Genomic DNA, 24068 nt, shown 5'->3' with positions numbered 1-24068 from the left:
CGGGAGTACACAGTCGAGACGGCTGTGCGGCATGAAAGCAGCCCGAATGTCGGGCTGCTGACGACTCGTCACCACATGCGAACACGCCGGGAGAACGGTGCGGAGTGATGCGCGGACGGTCGATCTCGGGCCCGAGTTGTACATCCACGGGCGGATTGCGATGGGCCGCAGAATGCGCTTGCATGCCGAGGTGCCCTCGGCGTGGGGCCGGGGGAAGACGGTTTCTCGGGGGGAAACATGTTCACGACCACCAGAGCCGTGCGCGGGGCGGGCTGCGCCGTGCTGGTGATGTTACTGGCCCTGGCGACGGCGCCGGACACGCAGGCCGCCGCGCCGGTGGCGCCCGTCGAACGCGTCAGCGTCGCAGCCGACGGAACCCAGGGTGACGGCGATTCGCTTGCCCCCTCGGTGAGCGCCGACGGCCGCTACGTCGCCTTCGAGTCCATCGCGACCGATCTCGTCCCGGGCGACACCAACGGCCGGCGCGACGTCTTCGTCAAGGACCTCCGCACCGGCCGCATCGTGCGCGTCACCGCCCAGAGCGCGGGCGCCCCGGCCGACGCCGAGGCCTACCAGCCCTCCCTCAGTGCCGACGGCCGCCATGTGGCGTTCACGGCGGAGTGGACCTACCCGGTGCCGGCGCACAGCGGACCGCCCGGACGCCAGTCCGACGTCTACGTCCGCGACCTGCGCACCGGCCGCACCACGAAGGTCGACCGGGACCTCGAACAGGGCTTCGGCATCGTCTCGCGCGACCCGTCGATCAGCGCCGACGGACGGTACGTCGCCTTCGTGGCCGGCGCCGTGCCCTGGTTCCCACTGGGCCTGCACGGCGACGTGCGCGTCTACGTACGTGACCTGAAGACCGGCACGACCCGGCGGGTGAGTGCCCCGCCGGGCCCGGACGGCGACCGCGAGGCCTTCGGACCGCACATCACCCCGGACGGCAGCGCGGTCGCCTACACCACGGACGTGCCCCACGTGTCCGGGCCGCCCATCGGGTACGTCTTCGCGTGGCGACGCTTCACCGGGCGAGCCGAGCGGGTCGATGTCACCTACGACGGCAGCGGCCTCGTCGCGACGCCCTCCAAGCTCGTCGGCATCGACCCCAGCGGCCGATACGTCCTGTTCAACTCCCCGTCGGACAAGATGGTTCCGGGCGCCCGGCACGTCGGAGGTTACCTGCGTGACCTGGTGAGAGACCGGACCCGCACCGTGGACGCCCCGGGCGACCCGACCGCGCCCACACGCGCATTCGGGTTCGTGGGCCGCACCGGTGCTTACGCCGTGTCCTCCGACATCCATCTGTACCTACGGCAGTTGCGGACGGGCCGCACACGGACCCTCCTGACCGACGCGAGCGGCATGAACGCCATGGTCTTCGACGCACACGCACGCACCGCGGCGTTCCAGTCCTTCGCGACCGACTGGGTACCGGGCGACACCAACGGTGTCGGGGACGTGTTCGTGGTACGGCTCGGCGCCGGCCGGTAAGGAATCAGGCGGGCGAGTGGAAGCAGGCGACGACCGACTTGCCGTGGCGGCAGGGCCGGAACTCCCACTCGTCCGCCAGGGCGTCCACGAGGAACATGCCGCGTCCGCCGACGCGTTCCGTGCTGGCGCCCCGGGGGGTCGGCGGATCGCTCGATCCGTCGTGGACGCTGATGTGCAGGCACTGTTCGTCCCAGGTCATCACCAACTGGGCGCCGCTGTGCGCGTGGACGTGCGCGTTGGTGACCAACTCGGAGACGGTCAGCAGCACGGCGTCCACCGTTTCCGGAGCGGTGGCCGTCCATCCCAGGGACCTGAGATGGTCACGGGCCCAGTCCCTGGCTGTCTTGACTTCGCTGTGCAGCGGCAGGGAGCGGGCCCAGCCCACTGCTCGGAGCGACGAACCTTTCACCGTGGTCATCCCCTTTCCTCGGAGGGCGGCACTGTGCCGGGCGGCGGCCCTGGTCAGCGGTGACCACGCAGCTTGCCCAGCAGCCGCTGGGCCTGGGCTCGGCGTCGCGGATCGGCGGCGGCCCGCCGCGCCTGTTCGATCGCGCGTCGGCCCTGAGGGCTCCTGGTGACCTGTTTGATGCGTTCCATCATGCCGGGCATGAGGCTCCTTCCCTCGGGGGCTTTTGTCCCTCGCTGTCGGTTCGGTTACCCCCAACGCGTCTGGTCAGCCCTGCCGGTGCGGCGCTGGGCCGCTGGATGAGACGTGAGGTGCAGGACGGGTCGGTCGGGGTACTGGCCGCCGCATGGCGATGCACACTGAATCCCTGGCCCCCTGGCCGGTCGCGCGGCAACTGCGACGGATGCGGGCCCTGTACGCGGCCGGCGTGGCGCTGTGGGCGGCTTCGAGCGCCTGGACCGGCTGGGTCTCTCCCGGCAGCCGGCCCATGTGGACGTCCCTGCTGCTCCTGGCGGTCTTCACCGGGCTGCTCGTGACGGCCAGTTGGTGGTTGCGGCGCCTGGAGTCCGCCGAGCGCTGAGGAGCCGTGATGTGGACGAGATGTTTGTCCGCGCACCGACGGTGCACACGAAGAGCTGACACAACCTTTACAGGACGGAGTGGAGACGGACTATGGGCATCATCGCGTGGATCCTCATCGGCCTGCTCGCCGGAGCCATCGCCAAGGCGCTGATGCCGGGCAAGGATCCCGGCGGCGTCATCATCACCATGCTCATCGGCATCGCGGGCGGCCTGCTCGGCGGCTGGCTCGGCAAGGTGATCTTCGGTGTCGACTCCATCGACGGCTTCTTCCACCTCTCCACCTGGATCGCCGCGATCGTGGGTTCCCTGATCCTGCTGGCCCTCTACCGCGTGGTCACCGGAAACCGGCACTCGCACCGTCACGCCTGACGCACCGGCGACATACGCGTCCGGCCCACGGCTCCCACTCCGCATGGCGGATGGGAGCCGTCGCCGTTCTCGCGCCTGGTTCTGACGAACCGCCACCTGGACGGAAACGGGCAAATGTACAATCCGTGCCCCACTCGTGGAATTCGTCTTATTTCGGCCAACTGGAGAGTGGCGCGAAGTAGAGTGCCCCTACGGCGCTTTGGCCCCAGGTTGTCCATCAGGCAGGCTTCGGCCATGTGACGCCACCAGAGTCCGCGGAGAAAGGGGCGTGTTGTGAGCGCCTACCTGTGTCCTCCAGCCGTGGTGCACGGCGAACATGCCGTGGAGACCGGTCAGATCCTTGCGGAGGTGCGCAGCCGGCACCCGCGGGCGCCCTGGCTGCCGAGGATCGACGGCATCGCCGCGAGCACGGGGATCAACACCCGCGGGTGGATGCTGCCGCTGGAGGCCGCCGTCGCCCCGGGCAGCGGAAGTGGTCTGCGAACGCCGGGCATCGCGCCCGCCCGTGACGCACTGGCGCGCGGCGGGTTCAGCGACCGGGACGTGAACCGGGCGATCGCGGCGCTCGAGGCGATACCCGCGCCGCAGACCATCCAGGAACGCACGGCGCCGGCGTGGGCGGCGGTGCAGGAGTACGGGGAGCGGGCGGCCCGCGGCGCCCTGGAGACCGCCGGGCTCGACGCCGCCGACGTCGACTGCCTGATCACCAGTCACTCCACCACCCCCGCCCTGCCAGGGCTGGACCTGTCGTTGCTCAACTCGCTCCAACTGCGGAGGGACGTACTGCTGCTGCCGGCCACCCAGTGGGCCTGCATCGCCGGGACCCGGTCGCTCGCGCTGGCGGCCGATCTGGTCGCGACGGATCCCGACCGGGCAGTGCTGGTGGTGATATCAGAGGCCCTCAGCACCACCTACCAGCCCGCGGACGACACGCTGGAATCCCTCATCGTCCGGCTGCTGTTCGCGGACACCGCCGTTGCCACGGTGGTCACCGGACGCCCACGGGAAGAATCGATCCTGCGCCTGGACGCGGCCTGGCACCACACCCTCCCCGGAACCACGGACCTGCACCGGCTGGACACCCGGGCCGACGGGACCCACTTCGTCATGGACCGCCGCGGACCGCGCGCCGTGCAGGAGACGGTCACCGCGATGTGGACGTGGCTGCACGAGCGCCACCAGGACGACAAGCATCCGTGGCACCCGGATCTGCTGCTCGCCCATCCCGGTGGCACCCGGGTCCTGGAGTACATGGAACAGACGATGCCCGACGGCTGGCCGACGGGACTTCTGGCCTACAGCCGGGCCGGCTACACCACCGGCAACCGCGGCGGCGCGGCCGTGCTCGACATACTGCGGCGCGCGTACGACGCCGGCCAGAAGACCGGCAGCCGCACGGTGCTGTACGCGGCCGCCCCCGGGCTGACGGCCACGGCCGTGGAGGGGGAGTGGCTCTGACCTCCGGCGGCTACACGTCCAGTTCGGCCCAGACCGCCTTGCCGGTGCCCGCCCACCGTACGCCCCAGCGCGTGGTGAGCTTGTGGACGACGTGCAGGCCGCGCCCGCTGTCGGCGAGCAACTCGGAGCGGCGCAGGCGGGGCCGGCCGTTGCCGGTGTCGCCGACCTCGCAGGTCAGGTGGTTGCCGGCCAGTACCAGCCGCACCGTGATCGGGCCGGTGCCGAAGCGCACGGCGTTGGTGACCAGTTCGCTGATCACCAGCAGCGCGCTGTCCTGGGCCTGGTCGGTGGTCTGCCAGCGTCGCAGGAGTGAGGCGGCCAGATCGCGGGCGCGGGCGGCGGTGTCCTCGTGGGCGGGGAGGCGCCAGGTCGCGGTGTCCCGGCTGCGGCGGCCGGTCATCCGGGCGAGCAGCAGGGTCACGTCGTCGCGCAGGCGCCCCCGCGGGGCCAGCTCCGCCACCACACGACGGGCGGCCTGCTGCAGATCGTCCCAGGGGTGCACCTCACGGACCGCGTCCTTCAGGCGGCCGATGCCCTCGTCGATGGAGGTCGTCGGATCCTCCACCAGACCGTCGGTGTACAGGGCGAGCAGCGATCCGGGTGGCGCGGCGAACGCGTACACGTCGAAGGGCTCGCGCACGGCGAACTCGGCGCCCAGGCCCGGGTGGGGCTGTGCCGTGATGGTCGTGGCGGACCCGTCCGGACGGACGAGGACCGGTGGCAGGTGTCCCGCGTTGGACATCATGACCTGGTGGTCGACCGGGTCGTAGACCGCGATGCAGCACGTCGATCCCAGAGCGCTGTAGCCGGCTGCGAAGCCCGCGTCCGCGTCGTCCAGGAGGGTGACCGTCTCGTCGAGACGCTCCAGGACCTCGTCGGGGCCCAGCCCGGCCGACAGCAGCGCGCGGGCCTCCATGCTGAGCTGACCCATGGCCGCCGCGGCCCCCAGGCCGTGCCCCACGACGTCGCCGACGACCAGTGCGGTGCGGTCGCCCGGCAGTGGGAAGCTGTTCACCCAGTCGCCGCCGACACCCGCGCTGTCGGGGGTGGTGGGCTGGTAGACGCTGGCGACCTCGATGGTGTCGCTGCCGGCCCGCGGCAGCAGCCGGCGCTGCAAGGCCAGGACCTGGGCGTGCTCGCGCTGGTGCTGGCGGGCCAGGTCCACGTGCCGGGCGGTCTTGGCGACGAGTTCCTGCAGGTCGAGCAGTTCGCTGTCGCGGAAGGGGTGCTCCGGCCGTCGCCAGACCTCCGCCACGCCCAGCACGATGGGTCCAGGTGTGCCGTCGGGGCCTTTGACGACCAGCGGTATGCAGACCACGCTCGCCGGCAGGTCGCCCGGCACCAGGGCGCGCACCAGCCGGGGATCGCCGAGCACCCGCTCGATCGCCGCGCGGTCGGGAATGACGATGGCCTGCGGCACGTCGTCGCGGGTGACCGCGCCGACCAGCAGACGGCTCGCTTCCCGGGGAAGGTTGTCGCCGCGCGTCAGATATCCCTCGGGCCAGGCCCGGTCCGGTGCCAGGGCCGCCCGCCGCAGCCGGATGCGGTCGTGCGCCTGCCGGGTGACGGCCTCGCCCGTCCACACGGCGAAATCGAAGTCGACGGCGGCCACGTCACCCCAGGCCAGCAGCGACTGGGCCAGGGACTGTGCGGTCTCGCCGATGTCCAGCGACGTCCCGATGGCGGTCGCGGAAGCGTACAGGTGCAGTCGGCGGGCCATGGCGATCAGGGAGACCGTGAGGCCTCCCTGCGGTGCCGCGGCAGGCAGGATGCTCATCGAGACCACCAGCTCGGTCCCGTCGTCCCGCCGCAGCCGCTGGACCCGCGCCACGTGCGCCTCCTGCGTCTCGATGGCGTTCCGCAGCCGCTGCGTGACGGTGGGTACGTCCTCGGGGGGCAGCAGTGTGGCGAAACTGGTGCCGGGCACCGCCGTCACCCCGGCGAAAGGGGCCGCGTCCAGGTTGCAGCTGGTGATCGTCAGGTTCGCGTCGAGGTTGACGACCGCGAGGATCTGCTCCTGACCTCCGGCTTTCCGGTCGGCGGCGGTGTCCTCCGGGGCAGGACGGTCGCCCGGCGCAGCGGCAGGACCCGTGGCCGCCGTGGTCCCGGTGCGGGGGATGAAATCCGCCAGGGCGCCGCTGACCATGTCGAACGGCGAATCAGGCGAAGGGGGCGATGTGGGGTCCATGCAGCTCACTCAGCTCGCTGACTCCGGCGCACGCCGAAGATGCATTCCCGAGTTCGTGCGATCGAGCCCCGAGATCCCTCACCGCACACCTCTTGGATAGCACAAACGGCGTCTTCGCCGAAGAGGGAAGAGGTCGGTGAAGGATGACGAACGGCTGGTGAACGGGTCCCTGTCGTGACATCCGGGAGCGGTGATTCCAGCCCGGCGGCTGCCTGCCGCCGTGGCCCGATTCCCGGGACGAGAGTCGGCCGACAACGTTGTACGACCCCTTACCGGTACCGCTGCCCCAGGCATACCCTCGCGCCACTCGGACCGTCATCCGGCAAGCAGGAGAACGGAGTTGCCATGACAGCAGACGCGTCGAAGAGGCGACGGCTCAGATCCGTACGCCGACAGGTTGGCACGGTCGCGGCCCTGGCGGTCGCTGCTGCCCTGACGTTGACGGGTGCCGGGCCGGCGTCGGTCGGCGGCACCCACGCTCACCGTGTTCCCACCGTCACGTCGGGCAACGCGCGCTTCGAGATCCTCTCGCCGACGCTGATCCGCACCGAGTACGCCGGCGACGGACAGTTCACGGATGCCCCGACCTTCAACGCGGTCGGCCGCGGCGGTTTCGCGCCGGCCGCCTACACGGCCACGACGTCCGGCGGCTGGTTGACCATCCGGACGAGTGGGCTGGCCCTGCGCTACCGGGTCGGTTCGGGACCGTTCGACGCCCGCAACCTCTCGCTGCACCTCTCAGCGGGCGGTGCTCGGGTGACCGCCACCCCGTGGCAACGGCTGACCTGCGAGGTCGGCGCGCTGTGCGAGGCGGAGAACCTGCAGCTGAACGGGCTGTCCGTCGCCTCCGACCATGCCGGCCACACCGGCACCGGCTTCGCCGCCGGATTCGAGGCCACCGGCAGCTCGGCATCCGCTGACATCGATGTCAAAGCCGTCGGCGCCTACCAGCTGGCCCTGCGCTACGCCAACGCCCGCGGTGCCGACGGCGAGACACGCACCCGCACGCTGAGTCTCTCGGTGGACGGCGGCGCCCCCCGGACGGTAACGCTGCCGACCACGGCCGACTGGGACACCTGGAGTCTGGCCAGCGCGAACCTCGACCTCACCGCGGGCCACCACACCATCGCCCTGACCCATACCGCCTCGGACAGCGGCGATGTCAACGTCGACAGCATCGCCCTGGTTCACCCCGGTGACCCCTACCCGCCGGTCGACGGCACCGTGATCCCCGACTGTCTGCTCGGCACGAGCTGCGAGGCGGAATCCGGGAGGACCGTCGGCGGTGCGGTCAGCGCCACCGACCACAAGGGATACGCGGGCAACGGCTTCGTCGCCGAACTCGACAAAGGGTCGGGCCTGACCACACACGTGGTCGGCGTTCCGGCCGACGGCACCTACACCCTGCGCGTCCGCTACGCCAACGGCACCGGCAGCGACGGCCTCCACCAGACGCGTACGGCCTTCGTCTCCTCCGGCACCGCCACCGGCGCCCTGACGCTGCCACCGACAGCGGACTGGGACACCTGGAGGACAGCCTCCGTACCCCTCGCCCTGAAGGCGGGCGAGGACGACGTCACCCTCGGCTGTCCCGAGGAGGCGAGCTGCCACATCAACCTCGACACCGTCTCCCTGGCCGCCCCGGAGCAGGCCGCTCCCGCGCCGCACCTTGCGCTCGGTGGCTACCGCCGGGGCCTGGACGGCGTCAACGGTGACAACAGCGCGCCGGTCACCACCCCCGGCCTGCTCCACCGGGACGGCTGGTACCTGCTGGACGACACCACGTCGGCGCTCTACGACACCACGTCGAAGACGGTCACCCCCCGGCCCTCCCACAGCGGAACGCCCTACCAGGACGGCTACGTCCTCGGCTACGGCCACGACTACAGGCAGGCACTCACGGACCTGGCCACCCTGACCGGACCGCCGCAACTGCTGCCGCGGTGGGCGTACGGCGTGTGGTACTCGGAGTACATCGACCGCACCGCGGCGGACTACCAGGACAGGATCCTGCCCGCCGCCCGGTCCGAGCACGTCCCCCTGGACGTGCTGGTGACCGACACCGACTTCAAGGCCGTCAACGACTGGAGCGGTTGGGAGATGGACCCCGGCCGCTTCCCCGACCCGAAGGCCTTCTTCGACTGGTCGGCCCGACAGGGCCTGCACAACACTCTCAACGTGCACCCGAGCATCCTCGCCTCCGACCCCCAGTTCGCCCAGGCGCAGGCCACGGCGAAGGGGAGGCTGACGAAGGGCGGTTGCGCCCCGTCCGCCTCGGTCGACGGCACCTGCTACACCTTCGACTTCGGCGACCCCGACCAGCTCAAGGCCTACATGGACCTGCACCGGACCATGGACGAGCAGGGCAACGACTTCTGGTGGCTCGACTGGTGCTGCGACTCCTCCCAGTCGTCACTGCGGGGCGTCACACCGGACGCGTGGATCAACCAGCAGTACGCCACCCTCACCGGCCGGAACGGCGACAGGGGGTTCGTCCTCTCCCGCGCCTACGGCTCGCTCCAGGCCGGCGGTTACAGCGGACAGCAGGCACTTCCGACCGGACCGTGGGCGGACAAGCGCACCACCGTGCACTTCACCGGCGACACCGCCTCCACCTGGGGCACGCTGAGACTGGAGGTCGGCTACACCCCGGGGGAGTCCGCTGCGACCGGGATGACGGCCATCACCCATGACATCGGCGGCCACAACGACACGACGGGACTGCCCGGTTCGGAGACGTACACCGACGGCGGGCAGACCCGCGCCACCCACAAACTCCCCGACAATCTCTACGCGCGCTGGGTGCAGTTCGGCGCCTTCCAGCCGATCGACCGGCTGCACAGCAACCACAGCGACCGGCTGCCCTGGCAGTACGGCACCCAGGCGCGGGATTCGGCCGACAGGTTCCTCAACCTCCGCGAGAACCTGGTGCCGTACACGTACTCGCTGGCCGAAGAGGCGAACCGGACCGGCGTGCCGATCGTCCGTCCGACCTATCTGGAGTATCCGGACGAGGCGCAGGCGTACGAGAGGGCCGGAAGCGAGTACTTCTACGGCTCCGACGTCCTGGTAGCCCCGGTGACGTCGCCGGGGACCAGTGCGACCACGACGGTGTGGTTCCCGCCGGGTCAGTGGACGGACTACTTCACCGGCCGGACCTATCAGGGCGGCACCACGCAGGACGTCACCACCGGCCTGGACACCATGCCGGTCTTCCTCAAGGCCGGCGGCATCCTGCCCACCCGCACCCATGACGTCACGGACGACGACCGAAACCCGCTCACCGACGTCACCCTGACCATCGCCTCCGGAGCCTCGGGCTCCTATCGTCTGTACGAGGACGACGGGACCACCGCACGGCAGCGGCACAGCGCCACGACGACCGTCCGGTACGAGCGCGACGGCTCGCGGCACACCGTGTCGATCGGGCCGGCCCGGGGCGTCTTCCCCGGCCAGGTGCAAAGCCGCCAGTGGACCCTGTCCCTTCCGGGAACGGCGCACGCTCCCACCAAGGTGACGGCCACCGGTGTCCGGCTCACCCCGCGGGACTGGCGCTGGGACAGCGCCACCGGGACACTCACGATGACCCTTCCCCGTCACACCGTCCACGGCCCGATCACCGTCACCTACCAGTAGCCGGATCGAAGGTGTCGGCGAAAGGCACGCCACTCCACTCTTGCGGTGTAACTTCTACCCGTCAGTAGGGGCTTGAACAAGGGTGGAGCTGTGGCTGCCTCTCCGCGAACCGGGAATTTCGCCGCTCACCTTCGAATGCTGAAGGACCGCAGCGGCCGGGGCTATGACCGTCTCGGCAAGGAGGCGGGCGTCAGCGGTTCCAGTCTGCACCGCTACTGCTCCGGCCTCAGCGTCCCGACCGACTACCGGGTGGTGCACTCTTTCGCCAAGGTCTGCGGCGCGAGTGCGGAGGAACTCCGGGAACTGCACCGGCTGTGGGCACTGGCGGACAGCGACCGGGACGCGCCGGAAGTCTCCGTCGAGGAGAGTGCGCGGACGAGTCCTGTACCGGACGGCACCACCCCGCCGGAGACCGGCCCCGACAGGGGCGAGGTGCCGCGACGGTCCCGGTTCGCCGAGAAGCGGGCGTCGAGGGTCGCGGTCCTGGGCGCCGTGGTCGCGGCGACGGTGCTGGCCGGCTTCGTGTGGCTGCCCTCCGCGAGCCCCGCCGACGACTCTCCGGCGGCCGGGGACAAGGTGCTGAACTCCCCGGCCTGCGCAACGGTGAGCATGGGGGAGCACGACGAGTGCGTGCGCGAGGTCCAGACCCTGTTGGTGCGGGCCAAGGGCAGGCTCGCCGTCGACGGGGATTTCGGACCCGAGACCCTGCGCAGAGTGACCGCGTTCCAGGTGCTGGCGGGTGTGACGGCAAGAGGAGTGGTCGACGAGGACACCAAGAAGGCGCTGGTCGCGCAGAAGGCGAGCATGGTCACCTGGTCGCCGGCCAAGGTGGCGCAGCGGATCCGTGAGGTGTTCGTCGAGGATCCCGGCACAGCCGTGGCCATCGCCCGCTGCGCGTCGTTCCTCGATCCCCTGTACGTGTTGCCCAATACCAACGGCAGTCGCAACTGGGGCGTCTTCCAGATCTCCGACGCTCGCTTGCGCGAGCTCGGCGGCACACCGCTGCGGGCGTTCGACCCGGACTGGAACATCAGGGCGGCCCACCGGCTGTGGAGCGTCCGGCACGACTTCCACGACTGGCCCTCCTGCCAGGCGGCGCTCAAGGACGCTCCGCAGAGTTGAGGCCCGGAGCCTTCGGGTACTGCCCCCGCGGTACCCGAAGGCCCCGGCTCCCCGGGGCGGCGTCAGATCGTGCCGCTCTCCCACCACCAGTCCTTGCCCAGGTCGGCCCTGCTGTCGACATGCTGGTGGTCGACTGTGTACTTCTCCAGCCCGGAGAACCCGCAGGTCTCCGCCTTCTGGTAGACGGTCTTGTTGGCCACGCCGGGCACGTCCAGGTCGGCCGCCGTGCCGTACAGGTGCATGCTGTCGCTGGCGCCGCCGATCTCGTGGTTGTGCGCGATGCTGCGGAAGCCGGAGTTGACCGTGATCGGCTTGTCTCCCAGCTTCTTGCGCAGCGCCTCCAGCTTGTACATGCAGCGGCGGACGTTCTCCTTCACCTGCGAGGCACTCAGCTTGCCGCCGTCGAAGGTGCCGTCCGACTGGTTCACGAACTCGCTCCAGTTGAAGTGAAGCGTGGAGCCGTCCGACTGCTCCAGGGCGTTGAGCTTGGCCTGGGTGTTGGGTCCGACGCTGGCGTCGGCGGAGAGTCCGTACGCCTCCTGGAAGCGGCGTACGGCCGCCGCCGTACCGGGGCCGAAGTCCCCGTCGACGCCGACCCGGCTGTGGCCGGCGCTGTCCGCCGCCCAGCCGGCGACCCTGATCTGCAGCTCGGTCACGTCGGCGCCGCTGTCGCCCTCGTTCAGGGTGCGCGACCACGCATAGGCCTGCGCGGTACCCGAGAACAGCAGCTGGCCGAACGCCACACCGGCACCCGCGGCCAGCGTGCCCCGCAGCATGGTGCGGCGGTCGATGGGACGGAAGGAGGAGGTCATGGTGGGGAGGTCCTTTCGCGGAAGAGGATTCACGAGCAGAGGTCAGTAGGCGATCTGGAAGGTGACGTTCTGGGCGTAGATGTCGTAGGCGTGCACCCGCAGGACGAAGTGGGTGCCGTCCTTGACGTCGGTGGCGACGGTGGCCCACTCGGTGCCGTGCGTGGTGTAGGTGTCGTCGTTGTTGCACTTGGTGGTGTGGTCGACGAACACCACACAGGCGTCCAGGAACACCCCTTCAGGTCCGTCGGTGATCAGCCGCAGGTTGATGTCGTTGCAGCGCGAGGACGTGGTGTAGGTGCCGTACTCCTTGGCGGCCGCCTGGTAGTGGTACGTCAGGGTCCTGGCGCCTCCGTAACAGCTGACTGCGGCGGCCGATGACTGCGCCGAGGCAGGCGCGACACCCGCTGCCAGCAGTGCGGAAGCGGTGAACAGGGCAGAGGCGAACGCCGTTTTGCGGATCATGGTGGTCTCCGTTGGCGAGAGGGATCAGCGGTTGGCCAGACGGTCCAGATCGGCCTGAGTGCCGTTGAACACGTCCGCGGTCGCCGGTGCCTGGATGCCTGGGAACAGCGCGGCGTCGGTGTACTGCCACATGGCCCAGCTGGTTGAGCCGTTCGGCAGTGGCGGGTCGGTGATCGACGACCGGTAGTCCGCGAGTTGCAGGGGATGCCGGGCGAACGCGGTGGTCGAGCCCAGGCAGTCGTCCAGGAAGGACTTCTGGGTGTAGATGATCGGAGTGCGCCCGAAGGCCGCCTCCACCCGGTCGAGCCAGGCCGTGATGTCGTCGACGGTGCCGTAGGTGGGGCAGCGCCCGCTGCCGTCGTCCATGCGTTCCAGGTCCAAGATCGGCGGCAGGTCGCCCGCACGCTGCCCGGTGTAACCGGTCGCCCGCACGGCGGCGATGAACCGGTCCGCCTGCGCGGCACCGGTGTCGGGCGAACTGCCCGTGTAGAAGTGGTAGGGCGCCACGGCGAGCCCGGCCGCCCTGGCCGCCGGCAGGTCGGTCGCGAGGTACTCGTCGGTGACGTTCGTGCCCCGGGTCGCCTTGACCGTGGCGAACTCGGCACCGGAGGCCCGCACTGCCTTCCAGTCGATCGGCGCGCCGCCGGGGTGCTGGTACTTGGCCGTGTCGAGGCCGTCGATCGCGTAGCCGGCGGGGCGCGGGGGAGCGCAGTACGTGTCGCGGCTGGACCAGTCCATCAGCTTCGCCCAGGTGTTCGGGCCTACGACGCCGTCGGCACCGAGGCCGGCGCAGTGCTGCAGTTCGATGACCCGGGCCTCCGTCCCGCCCCCGAAGTTGCCGTCGATCGTCAGCGGCGGGTAGTGCGACGGCTCCATGGCCAGGTTCAGGCGGCACTGCACCTCCTTGACCTCGATGCCGTTCGCGCCTTTCCGCAGCGTCGGACGCGCGTCGGCGTGGCCGCACACGGTCGGCTGCGCCGTGCTGGAGGTGCCCGGGGCGGCGCAGGTGTGCGGTTGTGCCGCCCAGGTGTTCAGTGCCGCCCACGTCTGCGGGCCGAGTACTCCGTCCACGCCCAGTCCGGCGCACTTCTGGAACTCCTTGACGCGGGTCTCCGTCGCCGGCCCGAACGTGCCGTCCGCCGCGATCGGCGTGTACCGGCTCGGCTTCGTCGCCAGGCTGAGTTCGCACTGCGCCTCGACGGCCGAGTCCCCCGTCGATCCCTGCTGCAGCGTGGGTTGTGCGCCGGTGTGCCCGCAGACCGCGACCGCGGTGGTGGCGGACCGTGCCGCCTGTGCCACCGCTGGCCCGCACAGGGGCAGGACCGCTGCCACGGCGAGGGTCAGACCCCGCAGAAGCGTCCTTTGTCCCATCTGGTGTTCCCCCTCTGATGAGTGGCCGGGAGCCCCGGCGCGGATCATGCTGGCAGTGGTCGTCCCGGAGCGGACCCGGTCATCCCCCGCCGGGGACACTGGGATGGTCACAAGCCCATGACCTGCGAAGACGGAATGCCACTGGGACAGACATGGGACGTCGACGGCGCCGAGCGCCGACCCGAGCCGGCGTGCCGCTCGACGGAGCCCTGCTGCCGGGCGACCGGGATCGCCACGCACCGACGCGCCGCACCTCCCGCGGGGGCTCCGTTCGCCGCCGGCTCGCCAAAGCGCGCGGATTCGCCCATCCCTGGACGTGACGACGTTCCAACCCGAGCGTCGAGTGGCTCAGCAGCGCACGGGCGATGGGGGTGCACTCGCGGCCGTTCGGGTCCTGACCACCGGCTGCGTCGGCTGTTGGCCGGCGGCAGTACGGCGGCTCGGCGCAGGAGGGCGGGCCGACCACGAGGCAGGCGGCACGGCAAACCGTGCGGTGACCCCGCCGTTCACACGCCAGTCCTCTTCGGTGACGAACGACGCCGGGAAACACACGACTTCCGCGACTTCTGCGGTGTGCCGATCCGGCCGGGCGGGTGGGCATCCACCACGTTCTGCTCGAGCGCAGGTCGCAGTGCGGGCCGTCCATACGTCCACCAGCTGCGTTCGGACCCAGTCGGCGCAGGAATGCCTGCCCGCATGGTTGACGAGGACCCGGGCGACCAGGCACTCAGCGCCGGCGATTCCGTCCAGGCGGAGAAACGACAAACACTATCGACACTCCGCAACCAAAAGGTCGCTAGCGGGCGATTCATCGCAAAGCGGGGTGATGTGGGCGAGTGCCGGATAGCTTCCTCATGTTGTCACAGCGGTTGATCATCTTTGGGTGATCCCGGGGAAAGAGTGCGGAGGTGCGCGCGTGGATCCGGCGACTTTGGTGGTGCAGGCCCTGGTCACCGGCGCGGCAGCGGGCTTGCGCGGTGCCGCGTCCGCTGCCGTGGCGGAGTCCTACCAGGCGTTGAGGGGCGCGCTTGCCGGACGGCTCGCGGACCGCCCCCAAGCGCTGCAGCACCTCCGGCTCCTGGAACGTCAGCCGACGGCATCGGCCGACCACCTGGTCCACGACCTCGTCGCCACCGGCGTCGTCGACACGAACCTCGTGGAGTGCGCGCGGCGGTTGCTGGCGGTCGTCGAGGCCGCCGGAACCCGTGTCGAGACCGGGTCGATGGACCTACGGGGCGCGCAGGGCCTGCAGGTCGGCAACGGCAACACCCAGCACAACACGTTCGGTTAGGCGCCCGACCGACCTCCACGGGCCGAAGGATGCACGATGACGAAGAACAGCCGGATCAAGGGCGCCCAGGTCGGCGACGGCAACGTACAGAACAACACGTACCTTCCGCCGCAGCGGGGCTCGCACCGCTCGCGGGGCTACGCCCCCTCGACGAACATCACCGCGGGCGACCACTCCACGGTCAACCAGAAGAACACGCACCTGAGGTTCTCGGTCCCGGTGATCGGACCACTGCTCGCCATGACGTCCGCGCACCCGGTGATCGCAGGGGTCGCCGCCCTCGCGGTCGTCGGAGGGGGCGGCCTCGCGGCCAACGCCGCCTTGTCCCCGGCGGCGCCCTCCGTGTCGACCGCTCTGGTACGCGGCTTCCACCTGGAGAGCAGCAGCCAGGGCGCGCCCATCGGGTACGACTTCTCCCGCACCCCGCCCGCACGCGCGGACGCGACCACCGACGCCGTCTACGTCTCGGGCGGCTACCTGATCGCCACGAACGGCAAGCTGGCGGACTGGGGCCAGCCGCAGCTCCCCTCGGGGTCCGACTGCCGCAACGCGGTCGTCAAGCACCCGGTCCGGCAGACCGTGGTCTCCACGCGAGCGCTGACCTGCTACGTGGACCGCAACGGCAACCCCGGTTACATCATGGTGACCGGATCCGACACGGACTCCACGATCATCGACACCGCTCATCTGCGCTGACCCGTCCCGACTTGCGCTCGAGTGCGCTCCAGGTCGTAGCGTCACGACTGGAGATTGAGCGAACGTGCGGAAAGGCTGGGACACGGCATGCAAAAGCGCAGTCTGCGGGACCTCCAGGTATCGGCCATCGGCCTCGGATGCATGGGCATGTCCGCCTTCTACGGATCCGCCGACCGGGCGGAAGGGATCGCGACCATCCAGCGCGCTCTCGACCTCGGCATCACCTTCCTCGACACGGCGCAGATGTACGGGCCGCTCACCAACGAGTCCCTCGTCGGCGAGGCGGTCCGGGGGCACCGTGACGAGTACGTCATCGCGACGAAGTTCAACTACCGGATGGACGACGCCGTACCCGGCGACATCAGCACGGTCGGCCCGCAGGACGGTTCGGCCGAGCACGTCCGCAGCTCGGTCCACGGCTCCCTGCAGCGGCTGGGCACCGACCACATCGACCTGTACTACCAGCACCGGGTCGACCCGAACGTGCCCATCGAGGAGACGGTGGGCGCGCTGGGCGAACTGGTCGCCGCGGGCCAGGTGCGGTACATCGGGCTGAGCGAGGCGAGCGCGGACACCATCCGGCGGGCGCACGCCGTGCACCCGATCACCGCTGTGCAGAGCGAGTACTCGCTGTGGTCGCGGGACGTGGAGGCCGAGGTGCTGCCCGTCTGCCGGGAGCTGGGCATCGGCTTCGTGCCGTACTCGCCGCTGGGCCGCGGCTTCCTCGCCGGGCGGTTCACCTCGCCGCACGAGCTGGACGCGAACGACTGGCGCCGGCAGAACCCGCGCTTCCAGGACACCAACCTGGAGGCCAACCTGCGGCTGGCGGCGAAGGTGAAGGAGATCGCCGCCGAGAAGGACGTGACCCCGGCACAGCTGGCCATCGCCTGGGTGCTGGCGCAGGGCGAGGACCTGGTGCCGATCCCGGGCACCAAGCGGCGCACCTACCTCGAGCAGAACGCCGCCGCGGCCGACATCGAGCTGACCAAGGACGACCTGGCCCGCATCGACGCGGAACTCCCGCAGGCGTCCGGCGAACGGTACGACGAGGCGGGGATGCGCTCGGTCAACCGCTGACCGCAGCGGGCGGGCGGCTGCCGGGTCCGGTCGTGCACGGCTGCGGTCCTACCGGCCGAGGACGCCGAGAGACTGCACCGCCCGGCCCAGCATCAGCACGCCCGCGACGATCAGCAGGGCGCCCAGCACCGCGGGCGCCAGCCACCAGCCCGTGCGGATCTCCTCGTCGAACAGGACGATGCCCAGGGCGAGACTCACCGTCGCGTCGCCGATGGTCAGCGCGGGCTGGGACGCGGCCAGCGGGCCGACCTGCAGCGCGTTCTCCAGCAGGAGCACCGCGCTCACTCCAGCCAGGGCGAAGCCGTAGGTCTGCCAGGCGGTGAGGAAGGCCGTGATGCCGTGGTCGGCGAAGGTGCCCGTCGCGGACTTCAGCAGGGCGGCCGTGACGGCGTTGCCGATGGCGGCCGCCGCCCCCAGGAGGGCGGCGCGCATCGCCGCCGGGCGCCCTCGCCCGGCCAGCAGGACGGCGGCGGTCGCCGCACCCAGGCAAGGTCCGAGCCCCAGGACCCACCGCGCCGAGGACGCCTGGTGGCCCGCTCCATGAGGGGCCGCGGAGACGAGGACGAGCGCCAATCCCGCGACCACGCCGGCCACGCCCCACCAGCCCCGGGTCGGCAGCCGGCGGTGCATCAATGGCGCGGCGATCAGGAGGGCGAAGGGGAGTTCCAGGATGAACAGGGGCTGGACCAGGGCAAGGGGGCCGTTGACCAGGGCCAGGCTCTGGAAGAGCGCCGCGCCGATCACTCCCGCCATGCCGATCACCCAGGCGGGACGACGGACCAGCTCCGCGAGCAGGCGCAGTCCCCGTCTCTCGGCGGTGGCGGCCGCCTTGCGCTGGAAGGCGGTCCCCATGGCATTGCTCGCGGCGCCCGCGACGGCGAATACGGCGGCGAGTTCGATCATGCGGTGCCTCGGCTGGAGGTACAGGGCAGATCCGTGTTCCCGGTCAGGTCCCGAGCAGGCCTCAGCATACGAGGCGGCCGGTGCCGCAGCACGCGGAGCATCCCTGGCGCGAAGTCGGTCCGTGCGACGATGTCCTCGTTCGGCGTGAAGTGGGCCTTGTGCGCGGCTTGTTGGGAGGGCGGACCGTGACAGGTGTGCGGAGCTGGGTCAAGCGGGTCACCTGGGCGGTGCTGGCCGTGCCGGCGAGCGCGATGGTGACCGCGGGGGTCTGGGGCATCGCCTACGGTGTGGGGCAGACCCCCGCCTGGTGGAACCCGCTGGTGGTGTCCTTCGGGGCGCTGATCGCGGTGGGCGCGCTGCTCTCCCTGGTCGCCGTCCTCGTGATTCTCCTGGAGGACTGGCATGACCGGGACTACGGCAAACTCGAGATCCTGGCAGCCGTCTGCGTCGGACTGACCACGTGGGCGTTGTGCTCCGCGCTGCACCAGCAGGCCCTGCACGACCGCGGCCGCGTGGAACGGGCGGTCGTCGCCTCCGTGCACCCGACCGGGGACGGAATGGGCCAGTTCACCGGGAACGTGGCGGTGGTGAAGGACTCCTCGGGCCACACGCTGGCCGGCCAGATCGACGCCGCCCGCCTCGCCGTCGGGGACTCGGTCACGGTGACCGTGGATCCCGGCGGCAGATACGGCGTCGAGTCCGGTCCTCCGCCTCGGGCTCCCGAACTCGTCTGGGAGGCGGCCGCCGCACTCGCCGCTCTGCAGGCACTGCTGTGCGCCGCGATCGGCTTCTACGCCGCCGGACCACGGAAGGCCCCGCCGCCGAGGCCCGTGAGCCCACCGCAGACGGTGTTGCCGGCCGCGTAGGCCTCTCGGCGGCCCTGCGCGGCTCAGGCCGGCAACCTGACCGGCTGACCCGACCGCAGCGACTCGTACGCCGCCAGCACCACCCGCAGTGTGCGCAGCCCCGCCTGCCCGTCCGGAGCCGGTCGCCGGCCGGTGCGGGCCGTTTCGAGGAAGGCGTCGAGCATCGCGGCGTCCAGGTCGTCGCCGCCGGGTTCCCAGCGGGCACGGGCGGTGGTGGTGTCGAAGCCGTCCAGCAGCCGGGGGAAGGCGTCGAGTTCGACGATCGCCCGCTCGCCGACGCAGGTCAGCGTCAGGCCACCCCAGGTGGGGTGGTCCCGGGGGTGGCTCCAGCTGCAGTCGATGGCGGCCACCGTGCCGCCGGGGTAGCGGATGGTGACCAGTCCCGCGGTCTCCACGTCCAGCCCGAGGTCGGCGTCCAGGACGGCGTTGGCCTGGGCATAGACCTCCGCGGCCTGTTCGCCGTCCAGGAGGACGTCCAGCAGGTCGGCGATGTGCACCGTGTGGTCCATGATCGATCCGCCGCCCGCGAGTTCGCGGCAGCCGAACCATGGGCTCGAACGGGCCGGATTGTGGCCGTTGTTGGTGCCGTGGACGCTGATCAGGCGGCCGAGCGAGCCGTCGCGCACGGAGCGGCGCAGCGCGGCGAAGGCGGAACCGAAGCGGACCGGGTAGGCGGTCATCAGGCCGACCCCGGCGCGGGCGCAGGCGTCGATGATGGCGCGGGCGTCGGCCTCGGTGGTGGCCAGCGGCTTCTCGCACAGCACATGAGCCCCGGCCGCGGCGGCCCGTTCGACGAGCTCACGGTGGCGGGCGTTCTCGCTGGTGACGACGGCCGCGTCGAGGCGCCGGGCGAAAACCTCGTCCCAGCCGGCGGCGATCGGCACCCCGAGCCGCGCCGCCAGGGCCGCGCCGCGGTCGGGGTCACCGGGTGGGGCGTCGGGGTCGGCGGCGACGAGCTCCACGTCCTCGCGGTCGCGCAGCAGCCTGAGGTAGGTCGCGGCGTGGACGTGGGCGAAGGACAGGACGGCGACTCTCACGCGGGGCTCCCCTCGAGGGGCACGGCCCGCCCGGTGCGGGCGGAGGTGACGGCGGCTTCGGCGATGCGGACGGCCGCCACCCCGTCCCGGGCGCTCACCCGGGGCTCGGGGCCGCGCCCGGTGAAGGCGGCGGCGAACTCGGTTATCTGGGTGGCGTAGGGGGACTCGCCGAAGTCGCCCGAGGGGATGCCGTCGGCCCCGGCGGCGTCCCGGTCGCTGCCGGTGACCCGCAGCCCGGGGGAGGCGAGCGAGTCGTGGCTGAGGGTGCCGTGGGTCCCGGTGACGTGGAAGGTGGTGCGGAAGGGGGTGTGGGGCGGCGCCCACACGCCCACCACCTGGGTGATCACCCCGGACTCGTGGGTGAGGACGGCGGTGCCCGAGGCCACCGCGCCGTCCGGGGCGGGGGCGGTGAGGTGGCCGCGCTGTTGGGCGTGGACGCGGACCACCTCGCCGAACAGCCAGCGGGCGATGTCGAAGTCGTGGATCATCTGGTCGACCAGGATCCCCCCGGAGCGCGCCGGGTCGGCGAACCAGGGGCTCCAGGTGGGGTAGCGGCCGGTGCGGGTGAAGCGGGCCACCGCCACGCGGCCCAGCGCGCCCTCGGCGACGCGTTGGCGCAGCCGGGCGTACGCGGGGAAGAAGCGCACCACGTGCCCGGGGTACAGGCGCAGGCCCGCGGCCTGGGCGGTGTCGGCGACCAGCGTGGCGTCGGCGGTGGTGAGGGCCAGCGGCTTCTCGCACAGCACGTGCGCGCCCGCGGCCAGCGCGGCGAGCGCGATCTCGCGGTGTGTGTGGGTCGGGGTGCACACGTCCACCACGCTTGCCCCGGCGATCGCCGCCTCCCGCGTGCCGACGACGGTGGCGCCGAAGTCGCGGGCCAGGCCGGGGGCCCGGTCGTCGGGGGCGTAGACGCGGACGCGGGCGCCGAGTGCGGTCCAGGCGGGCAGATGGGTACGGGCGATGCCGCCCGCACCGATCAGTGCCACGTCGAGTTCTGCCATCTGCTGCGGGTCTCCTAGCCCTTGAGCGCGCCACTGAGCACGCCGTTGATGAAGTGCCGCTGGAAGAACAGGTAGACGAGGACGACGGGGGTGACGACGATCAGGGTGGCCGCGGCCAGCAGCGGCACGTCGACGTCGAACTGACCGGTGAAGAAGCCCAGTCCGGCCGGGGCGGTGCGCCTGCCGGGATCCTGGATGAGGATCAGCGGCAGCAGGAACTGGTTCCAGCTCCACACGAAGTACAGGACACCCAGCGTGGTGACGGCCGGCCGGGAACTGGGCATGAGCACTCGCCACAGCGTCGTCCACGACGAGGCCCCGTCCAGCCGGGCCGCCTCGATCAGACTGCGGGGCATGGTCGCGAAGTGGGCCCGCATCCAGAACACGCCGAAGGGCATGAAGGCGGCGATCTCCGCCAGCGCCAGCCCCGGAACGGTGTTGGTCAGCCCCAGTGCCCGCAGGTCGTAGTAGAGCGGGATGACGGTGACCTCGGTCGGGATGGACAGGCCGAGCAGCAGGTAGGCGTACAGCTTGTCGCCGCCGGGGACGTCCATGGTGGCCAGCGCGTACCCGGCGAGCGTGGCGCACAGCACCGCGGCCGGTACGACGGCGAGCGCGATCACCGTGCTGGAGCGCAGCAGCGACCCGAACCCGGCGCGTGACCAGGCGTGTGTGAAGTTCTCCAGGTGGATGCCGTGCGTCGGCAGCGCCAGCCCGGTCAGCGGTGTCCCGGCGGGCTGTACCGATGCCAGTAGCAGCGACAGGAACGGTATGAGGACGGCGGCGCAGAAGACCGCCAGTACGGCCGGTGCGGCGAGCCCTCTCGCGGTGCGGGTCGTCACGGGGCCTCCCGGGCAAGCCGGTTGATGACCAGGACGACGACGGAGATGACCGCCGTCAGCACCACCGCGAGCGCGCCGGCCAGTCCCACCTGCCCGCCGCCGAAGGCGAGACGGTAGATGAGGACGCCCGGCACCACGGTGCTGTTGCCGGGGCCGCCGCCGGTGGTGATGTAGATCAGGTCGAAGCTGGACAGCGCCGCGATCACGGTGATGGACAGGGCGACGGCGATCTCCGGCCGCAGCAGCGGCACGGTGACGGACCAGAACTCCCGTACCGGGCCCGCCCCGTCGACGCGGGCGGCCTCGTGGATCTCCTGGTCGATGCGCTGCGTGCCGGACAGGAACAGCACCATGCACAGTCCGGCGACCACCCAGGTACCGATCAGCCCCACGGCCGGCAGCGACCAGGTGAAGCTGCCGAGCCACGAGTCGGCGAACCGGCCCAGACCCACGGCGCGCAGCAACTGGTTGAGGGTGCCGTCCTCGGCGTACACCCAGCGCCAGATGATGGCGACCGCGACCAGCGGCACGACCTGCGGCAGGAACAGCAGCGTACGGACGGCGACCGTGCCGCGCCGGCCGGAGCGGCGGGCGACGATCGCCGCCGAGACCAGGCCCACGCAGATGGGCAGCACGGAGAAGAACAGGATGAGCGCGCCGGCGTGCCAGGCGGCGGCGCGCAGCTGCGGATCGCCGAACACCTTGCGGTAGTTGGCGATCCCGGCGAAGGACGGCAGGGTCACACCGTCCCAGTCGAACAGGGACAGATAGGCGGTGTGCAGCGCGGGCAGCACGGCGAACAGCGTGTACGGCAGCAGGGCGGGCAGCACGTACAGCAGGGCCGTGGCGCGGCGCCGGCGCCGGTGGCGGGCCGGGGGGCGCCGTCCGGCCCCGGGCCCGGCGGGTTTGCCGGGCGCGGGTGGGGGACGGTGGGCGGTGACGGCCATCAGTGGTGGTACTGGTCGAAGTCGGACTGCAGATTGGCCAGGAACCTCTCCACGCCGACCTTGCCCCCGGCCAGCAACTGCAGCTGCGTGGTGAGTGTGTCCGGCATGGTCGGGGTGGAGGCGTTCTGGAGGAACGGCTCCAGGCCGGCGGCCTTCACGACGCCCTGCCAGTTGGTGCCGACGTCGCCGAGGAGTCCGCTCTGCTGCGGCATGGAGGACGCGGCGGGAGCCATGAAACCGGACTTGGCGATGATGGGCGCCGCCTCGGCGCTCGCGCAGAAGTCGAGGAAGGCGGCGGCCGCGGCGGCGTTCCTGGTGTTGCCGGAGACGCAGTAGTAGACGCCGGCACCGGTGGTGTGCGCGGTGCCGCCCTTGTCGGCGGGCGGCGCGTTGAACATGCCCGCGTTGTCGCCGAGGCCCTTGGCGACGGCGGCGGCCGCCCAGTTGCCGCTGATGCGGAAGACGCCGGTGCCCTTGGCGAAGGCGGCGGTGGCGTCGTTGTCGCTGACGCCGTTGACCTTCGGCGTCACATAGCCCTGGTCCACCCAGCGTTTGAGGGTCGCGGTCGCGGCGACGGCCTCGGCGCCGGTGATCTTGGCGCCCTGGTGGCCGAACGCCCAGGCTTCCCGGTCGGCCGGCTTCATGTACACCGACAGCAGCACGTTGAAGGGGTGGTTGAGGCCGCCGTCCAGGTTCCCGGCGACGAGCGCGGTCTCGCCGGCCGCCTTGGCCTTGGCGAACATCGCCTCCAACTCGGCGACGGACGCGGGCGGCACGGTGATGCCGAGCTTCTTCACCTTGGCCTTGTTGTAGTAGACGCCTTCGAAGGACAGGCCGCCGGGGACGCCGTACAGGGCGCCGGTGCCGGTGGTCCGGCCGTCGGCGGTGAACGTGATCTGGTCGAGGCCCGGGAACTTGCCGGACCAGCCGTACGCCGTGCTGTAGGCGCCGACGTCGAGCAGGAGCCGTCCCTTGACCAGGTTGTTCATGCCGGAGACGAACTGGGCGATGTCCGGGGCGCTGTCCGCGGACATCGTCGTGTTGATGCTCTTGAGGTAGTCGTCCCAGCCGGTGTACTGCCGCTTGAAGGTGATGTTCGGGTGCTTGGCGTGAAAGGCTGCCAGCAGGCCGGGCGTCATGGTGGTGTCGTCCGCGTCGGCGACCACCAGGGTGATCTTCTCGGTCGGGACGGTGGTGGCGGCGGGCCCTGAAGCGCCGCTGCGCGCGGACGACGTGGCTCCGGGGGTGAGGGAACTCCCGCACGCGGCGAGGAGTGTGGTGCCGGCGGCGGCGAGGAAGACGCGTCTGGGCAGCTGGGTCGGGAAGTGGGAGCGGCTGTGGCTCATGACGGAGTCTCCTGGAGGGCGGAGAGGGATGCCGGGCGCCGGGTGGGGCCGGTCCGGGGCTGGAGGCCGTGGAAGGGCGGGCACTGCGCAGGAGTCGAGCACTGCGCAAGGCTTTTAATAAAGCAGTTGCGTTTTATAATCGGCATGACGCCGGTGGGCGTC

At 71.1% G+C, this 24068-nt stretch carries 22 protein-coding genes; 10 read left to right on the top strand and 12 right to left on the bottom strand.

Annotated features, from left to right (window positions below; translation table 11 throughout):
• Positions 1 to 237: 237 nt before the first annotated feature.
• Positions 238 to 1494: a hypothetical protein gene (locus ACIRVK_RS32385; protein ID WP_404253388.1), complete on the top strand. Its 1257-nt coding sequence runs from the start codon at positions 238 to 240 to the stop codon at positions 1492 to 1494.
• A gap of 4 nt (positions 1495 to 1498) precedes the next feature.
• Here ACIRVK_RS32385 and ACIRVK_RS32380 read toward each other — a convergent pair whose 3' ends face one another.
• Together ACIRVK_RS32380 and ACIRVK_RS32375 are read right to left on the bottom strand one after the other, a co-directional pair.
• Positions 1499 to 1912 (bottom strand): ATP-binding protein, encoded by a 414-nt coding sequence (locus tag ACIRVK_RS32380; protein WP_404253386.1) that lies wholly within the window; start codon positions 1910 to 1912, stop codon positions 1499 to 1501.
• A gap of 44 nt (positions 1913 to 1956) precedes the next feature.
• Entirely contained in the window at positions 1957 to 2103 is a 147-nt protein-coding gene (locus tag ACIRVK_RS32375) for a hypothetical protein (RefSeq protein WP_404253384.1), read from the bottom strand.
• 143 nt (positions 2104 to 2246) lie between these two features.
• Here ACIRVK_RS32375 and ACIRVK_RS32370 point away from each other — a divergent pair, with 143 nt between their 5' ends.
• The 3 genes from ACIRVK_RS32370 to ACIRVK_RS32360 all read left to right on the top strand — a co-directional run bounded on the left by ACIRVK_RS32370 (position 2247) and on the right by ACIRVK_RS32360 (position 4309).
• Positions 2247 to 2480 (top strand): hypothetical protein, encoded by a 234-nt coding sequence (locus tag ACIRVK_RS32370; RefSeq protein ID WP_404253382.1) that lies wholly within the window; start codon positions 2247 to 2249, stop codon positions 2478 to 2480.
• A gap of 92 nt (positions 2481 to 2572) precedes the next feature.
• Positions 2573 to 2851: a GlsB/YeaQ/YmgE family stress response membrane protein gene (locus ACIRVK_RS32365; protein ID WP_404253380.1), complete on the top strand. Its 279-nt coding sequence runs from the start codon at positions 2573 to 2575 to the stop codon at positions 2849 to 2851.
• 273 nt (positions 2852 to 3124) lie between these two features.
• Positions 3125 to 4309 (top strand): type III polyketide synthase, encoded by a 1185-nt coding sequence (locus tag ACIRVK_RS32360; RefSeq protein WP_404253378.1) that lies wholly within the window; start codon positions 3125 to 3127, stop codon positions 4307 to 4309.
• A gap of 10 nt (positions 4310 to 4319) precedes the next feature.
• On the opposite strand, the gene ACIRVK_RS32355 is transcribed toward ACIRVK_RS32360, so the two are convergent.
• Positions 4320 to 6497: a SpoIIE family protein phosphatase gene (locus ACIRVK_RS32355; protein WP_404253376.1), complete on the bottom strand. Its 2178-nt coding sequence runs from the start codon at positions 6495 to 6497 to the stop codon at positions 4320 to 4322.
• 345 nt (positions 6498 to 6842) lie between these two features.
• Here ACIRVK_RS32355 and ACIRVK_RS32350 point away from each other — a divergent pair, with 345 nt between their 5' ends.
• Together ACIRVK_RS32350 and ACIRVK_RS32345 are read left to right on the top strand one after the other, a co-directional pair.
• The gene (locus tag ACIRVK_RS32350; protein WP_404253374.1) at positions 6843 to 10133 is read left to right on the top strand and encodes a TIM-barrel domain-containing protein; all 3291 of its coding nucleotides are present in this window, start codon (positions 6843 to 6845) and stop codon (positions 10131 to 10133) included.
• Between the two features lie 90 nt (positions 10134 to 10223).
• Positions 10224 to 11255: a helix-turn-helix domain-containing protein gene (locus ACIRVK_RS32345; RefSeq protein ID WP_404253372.1), complete on the top strand. Its 1032-nt coding sequence runs from the start codon at positions 10224 to 10226 to the stop codon at positions 11253 to 11255.
• A gap of 62 nt (positions 11256 to 11317) precedes the next feature.
• Here the strand turns inward: ACIRVK_RS32345 and ACIRVK_RS32340 are convergent, their stop codons facing one another.
• The 3 genes from ACIRVK_RS32340 to ACIRVK_RS32330 are packed head-to-tail and all read right to left on the bottom strand — an operon-like array spanning position 11318 to position 13900.
• Complete coding sequence (locus ACIRVK_RS32340; protein WP_404253370.1) at positions 11318 to 12067, bottom strand: D-Ala-D-Ala carboxypeptidase family metallohydrolase; 750 nt, start codon at positions 12065 to 12067, stop codon at positions 11318 to 11320.
• Positions 12068 to 12109: 42 nt separating this feature from the next.
• Positions 12110 to 12529, bottom strand: a complete 420-nt coding sequence (locus tag ACIRVK_RS32335; protein WP_404253368.1) for a hypothetical protein — start codon at positions 12527 to 12529, stop codon at positions 12110 to 12112.
• 24 nt (positions 12530 to 12553) lie between these two features.
• The gene (locus tag ACIRVK_RS32330) at positions 12554 to 13900 is read right to left on the bottom strand and encodes a GH25 family lysozyme (protein WP_404253366.1); all 1347 of its coding nucleotides are present in this window, start codon (positions 13898 to 13900) and stop codon (positions 12554 to 12556) included.
• A gap of 916 nt (positions 13901 to 14816) precedes the next feature.
• Here ACIRVK_RS32330 and ACIRVK_RS32325 point away from each other — a divergent pair.
• The 3 genes from ACIRVK_RS32325 (at position 14817) to ACIRVK_RS32315 (ending at position 16964) form a co-directional block, all read left to right on the top strand.
• Positions 14817 to 15191 carry a hypothetical protein gene (locus ACIRVK_RS32325; protein WP_404253364.1) on the top strand — a complete coding sequence of 125 codons (375 nt, stop codon included), beginning with the start codon at positions 14817 to 14819 and terminating at the stop codon, positions 15189 to 15191.
• A gap of 36 nt (positions 15192 to 15227) precedes the next feature.
• The gene (locus ACIRVK_RS32320) at positions 15228 to 15887 is read left to right on the top strand and encodes a hypothetical protein (protein WP_404253362.1); all 660 of its coding nucleotides are present in this window, start codon (positions 15228 to 15230) and stop codon (positions 15885 to 15887) included.
• Between the two features lie 87 nt (positions 15888 to 15974).
• Entirely contained in the window at positions 15975 to 16964 is a 990-nt protein-coding gene (locus tag ACIRVK_RS32315; protein WP_404253360.1) for an aldo/keto reductase, read from the top strand.
• 48 nt (positions 16965 to 17012) lie between these two features.
• Here the strand turns inward: ACIRVK_RS32315 and ACIRVK_RS32310 are convergent, their stop codons facing one another.
• Positions 17013 to 17867, bottom strand: coding sequence for a DMT family transporter (locus ACIRVK_RS32310; RefSeq protein WP_404253358.1), 855 nt, complete (start codon positions 17865 to 17867; stop codon positions 17013 to 17015).
• 194 nt (positions 17868 to 18061) lie between these two features.
• Here ACIRVK_RS32310 and ACIRVK_RS32305 point away from each other — a divergent pair, with 194 nt between their 5' ends.
• Positions 18062 to 18733, top strand: coding sequence for a hypothetical protein (locus tag ACIRVK_RS32305; protein WP_404253356.1), 672 nt, complete (start codon positions 18062 to 18064; stop codon positions 18731 to 18733).
• Between the two features lie 23 nt (positions 18734 to 18756).
• On the opposite strand, the gene ACIRVK_RS32300 is transcribed toward ACIRVK_RS32305, so the two are convergent.
• From ACIRVK_RS32300 to ACIRVK_RS32280, 5 genes are read right to left on the bottom strand one after another with little or no spacing between them, the layout of a single operon-like run.
• Entirely contained in the window at positions 18757 to 19770 is a 1014-nt protein-coding gene (locus ACIRVK_RS32300; protein ID WP_404253354.1) for a Gfo/Idh/MocA family protein, read from the bottom strand.
• A complete protein-coding gene (locus ACIRVK_RS32295; protein ID WP_404253353.1) occupies positions 19767 to 20771 on the bottom strand; it encodes a Gfo/Idh/MocA family protein in 1005 nt (334 codons plus the stop codon). Before ACIRVK_RS32295 ends, ACIRVK_RS32300 begins: the two co-directional genes overlap by 4 nt.
• A gap of 14 nt (positions 20772 to 20785) precedes the next feature.
• Positions 20786 to 21613: a carbohydrate ABC transporter permease gene (locus ACIRVK_RS32290; RefSeq protein WP_404253351.1), complete on the bottom strand. Its 828-nt coding sequence runs from the start codon at positions 21611 to 21613 to the stop codon at positions 20786 to 20788.
• The gene (locus tag ACIRVK_RS32285; RefSeq protein ID WP_404253349.1) at positions 21610 to 22560 is read right to left on the bottom strand and encodes a carbohydrate ABC transporter permease; all 951 of its coding nucleotides are present in this window, start codon (positions 22558 to 22560) and stop codon (positions 21610 to 21612) included. The genes ACIRVK_RS32290 and ACIRVK_RS32285 overlap by 4 nt, the downstream gene beginning before the upstream one ends.
• Positions 22560 to 23906, bottom strand: coding sequence for an ABC transporter substrate-binding protein (locus ACIRVK_RS32280; RefSeq protein WP_404253347.1), 1347 nt, complete (start codon positions 23904 to 23906; stop codon positions 22560 to 22562). The genes ACIRVK_RS32285 and ACIRVK_RS32280 overlap by 1 nt, the downstream gene beginning before the upstream one ends.
• Positions 23907 to 24068: the final 162 nt, after the last annotated feature.

The organism is Streptomyces sp. NPDC101152, assembly GCF_044768275.1.
Lineage (GTDB): Bacteria > Actinomycetota > Actinomycetes > Streptomycetales > Streptomycetaceae > Streptomyces.
This window is presented reverse-complemented; position numbering and strand designations above follow the sequence as displayed.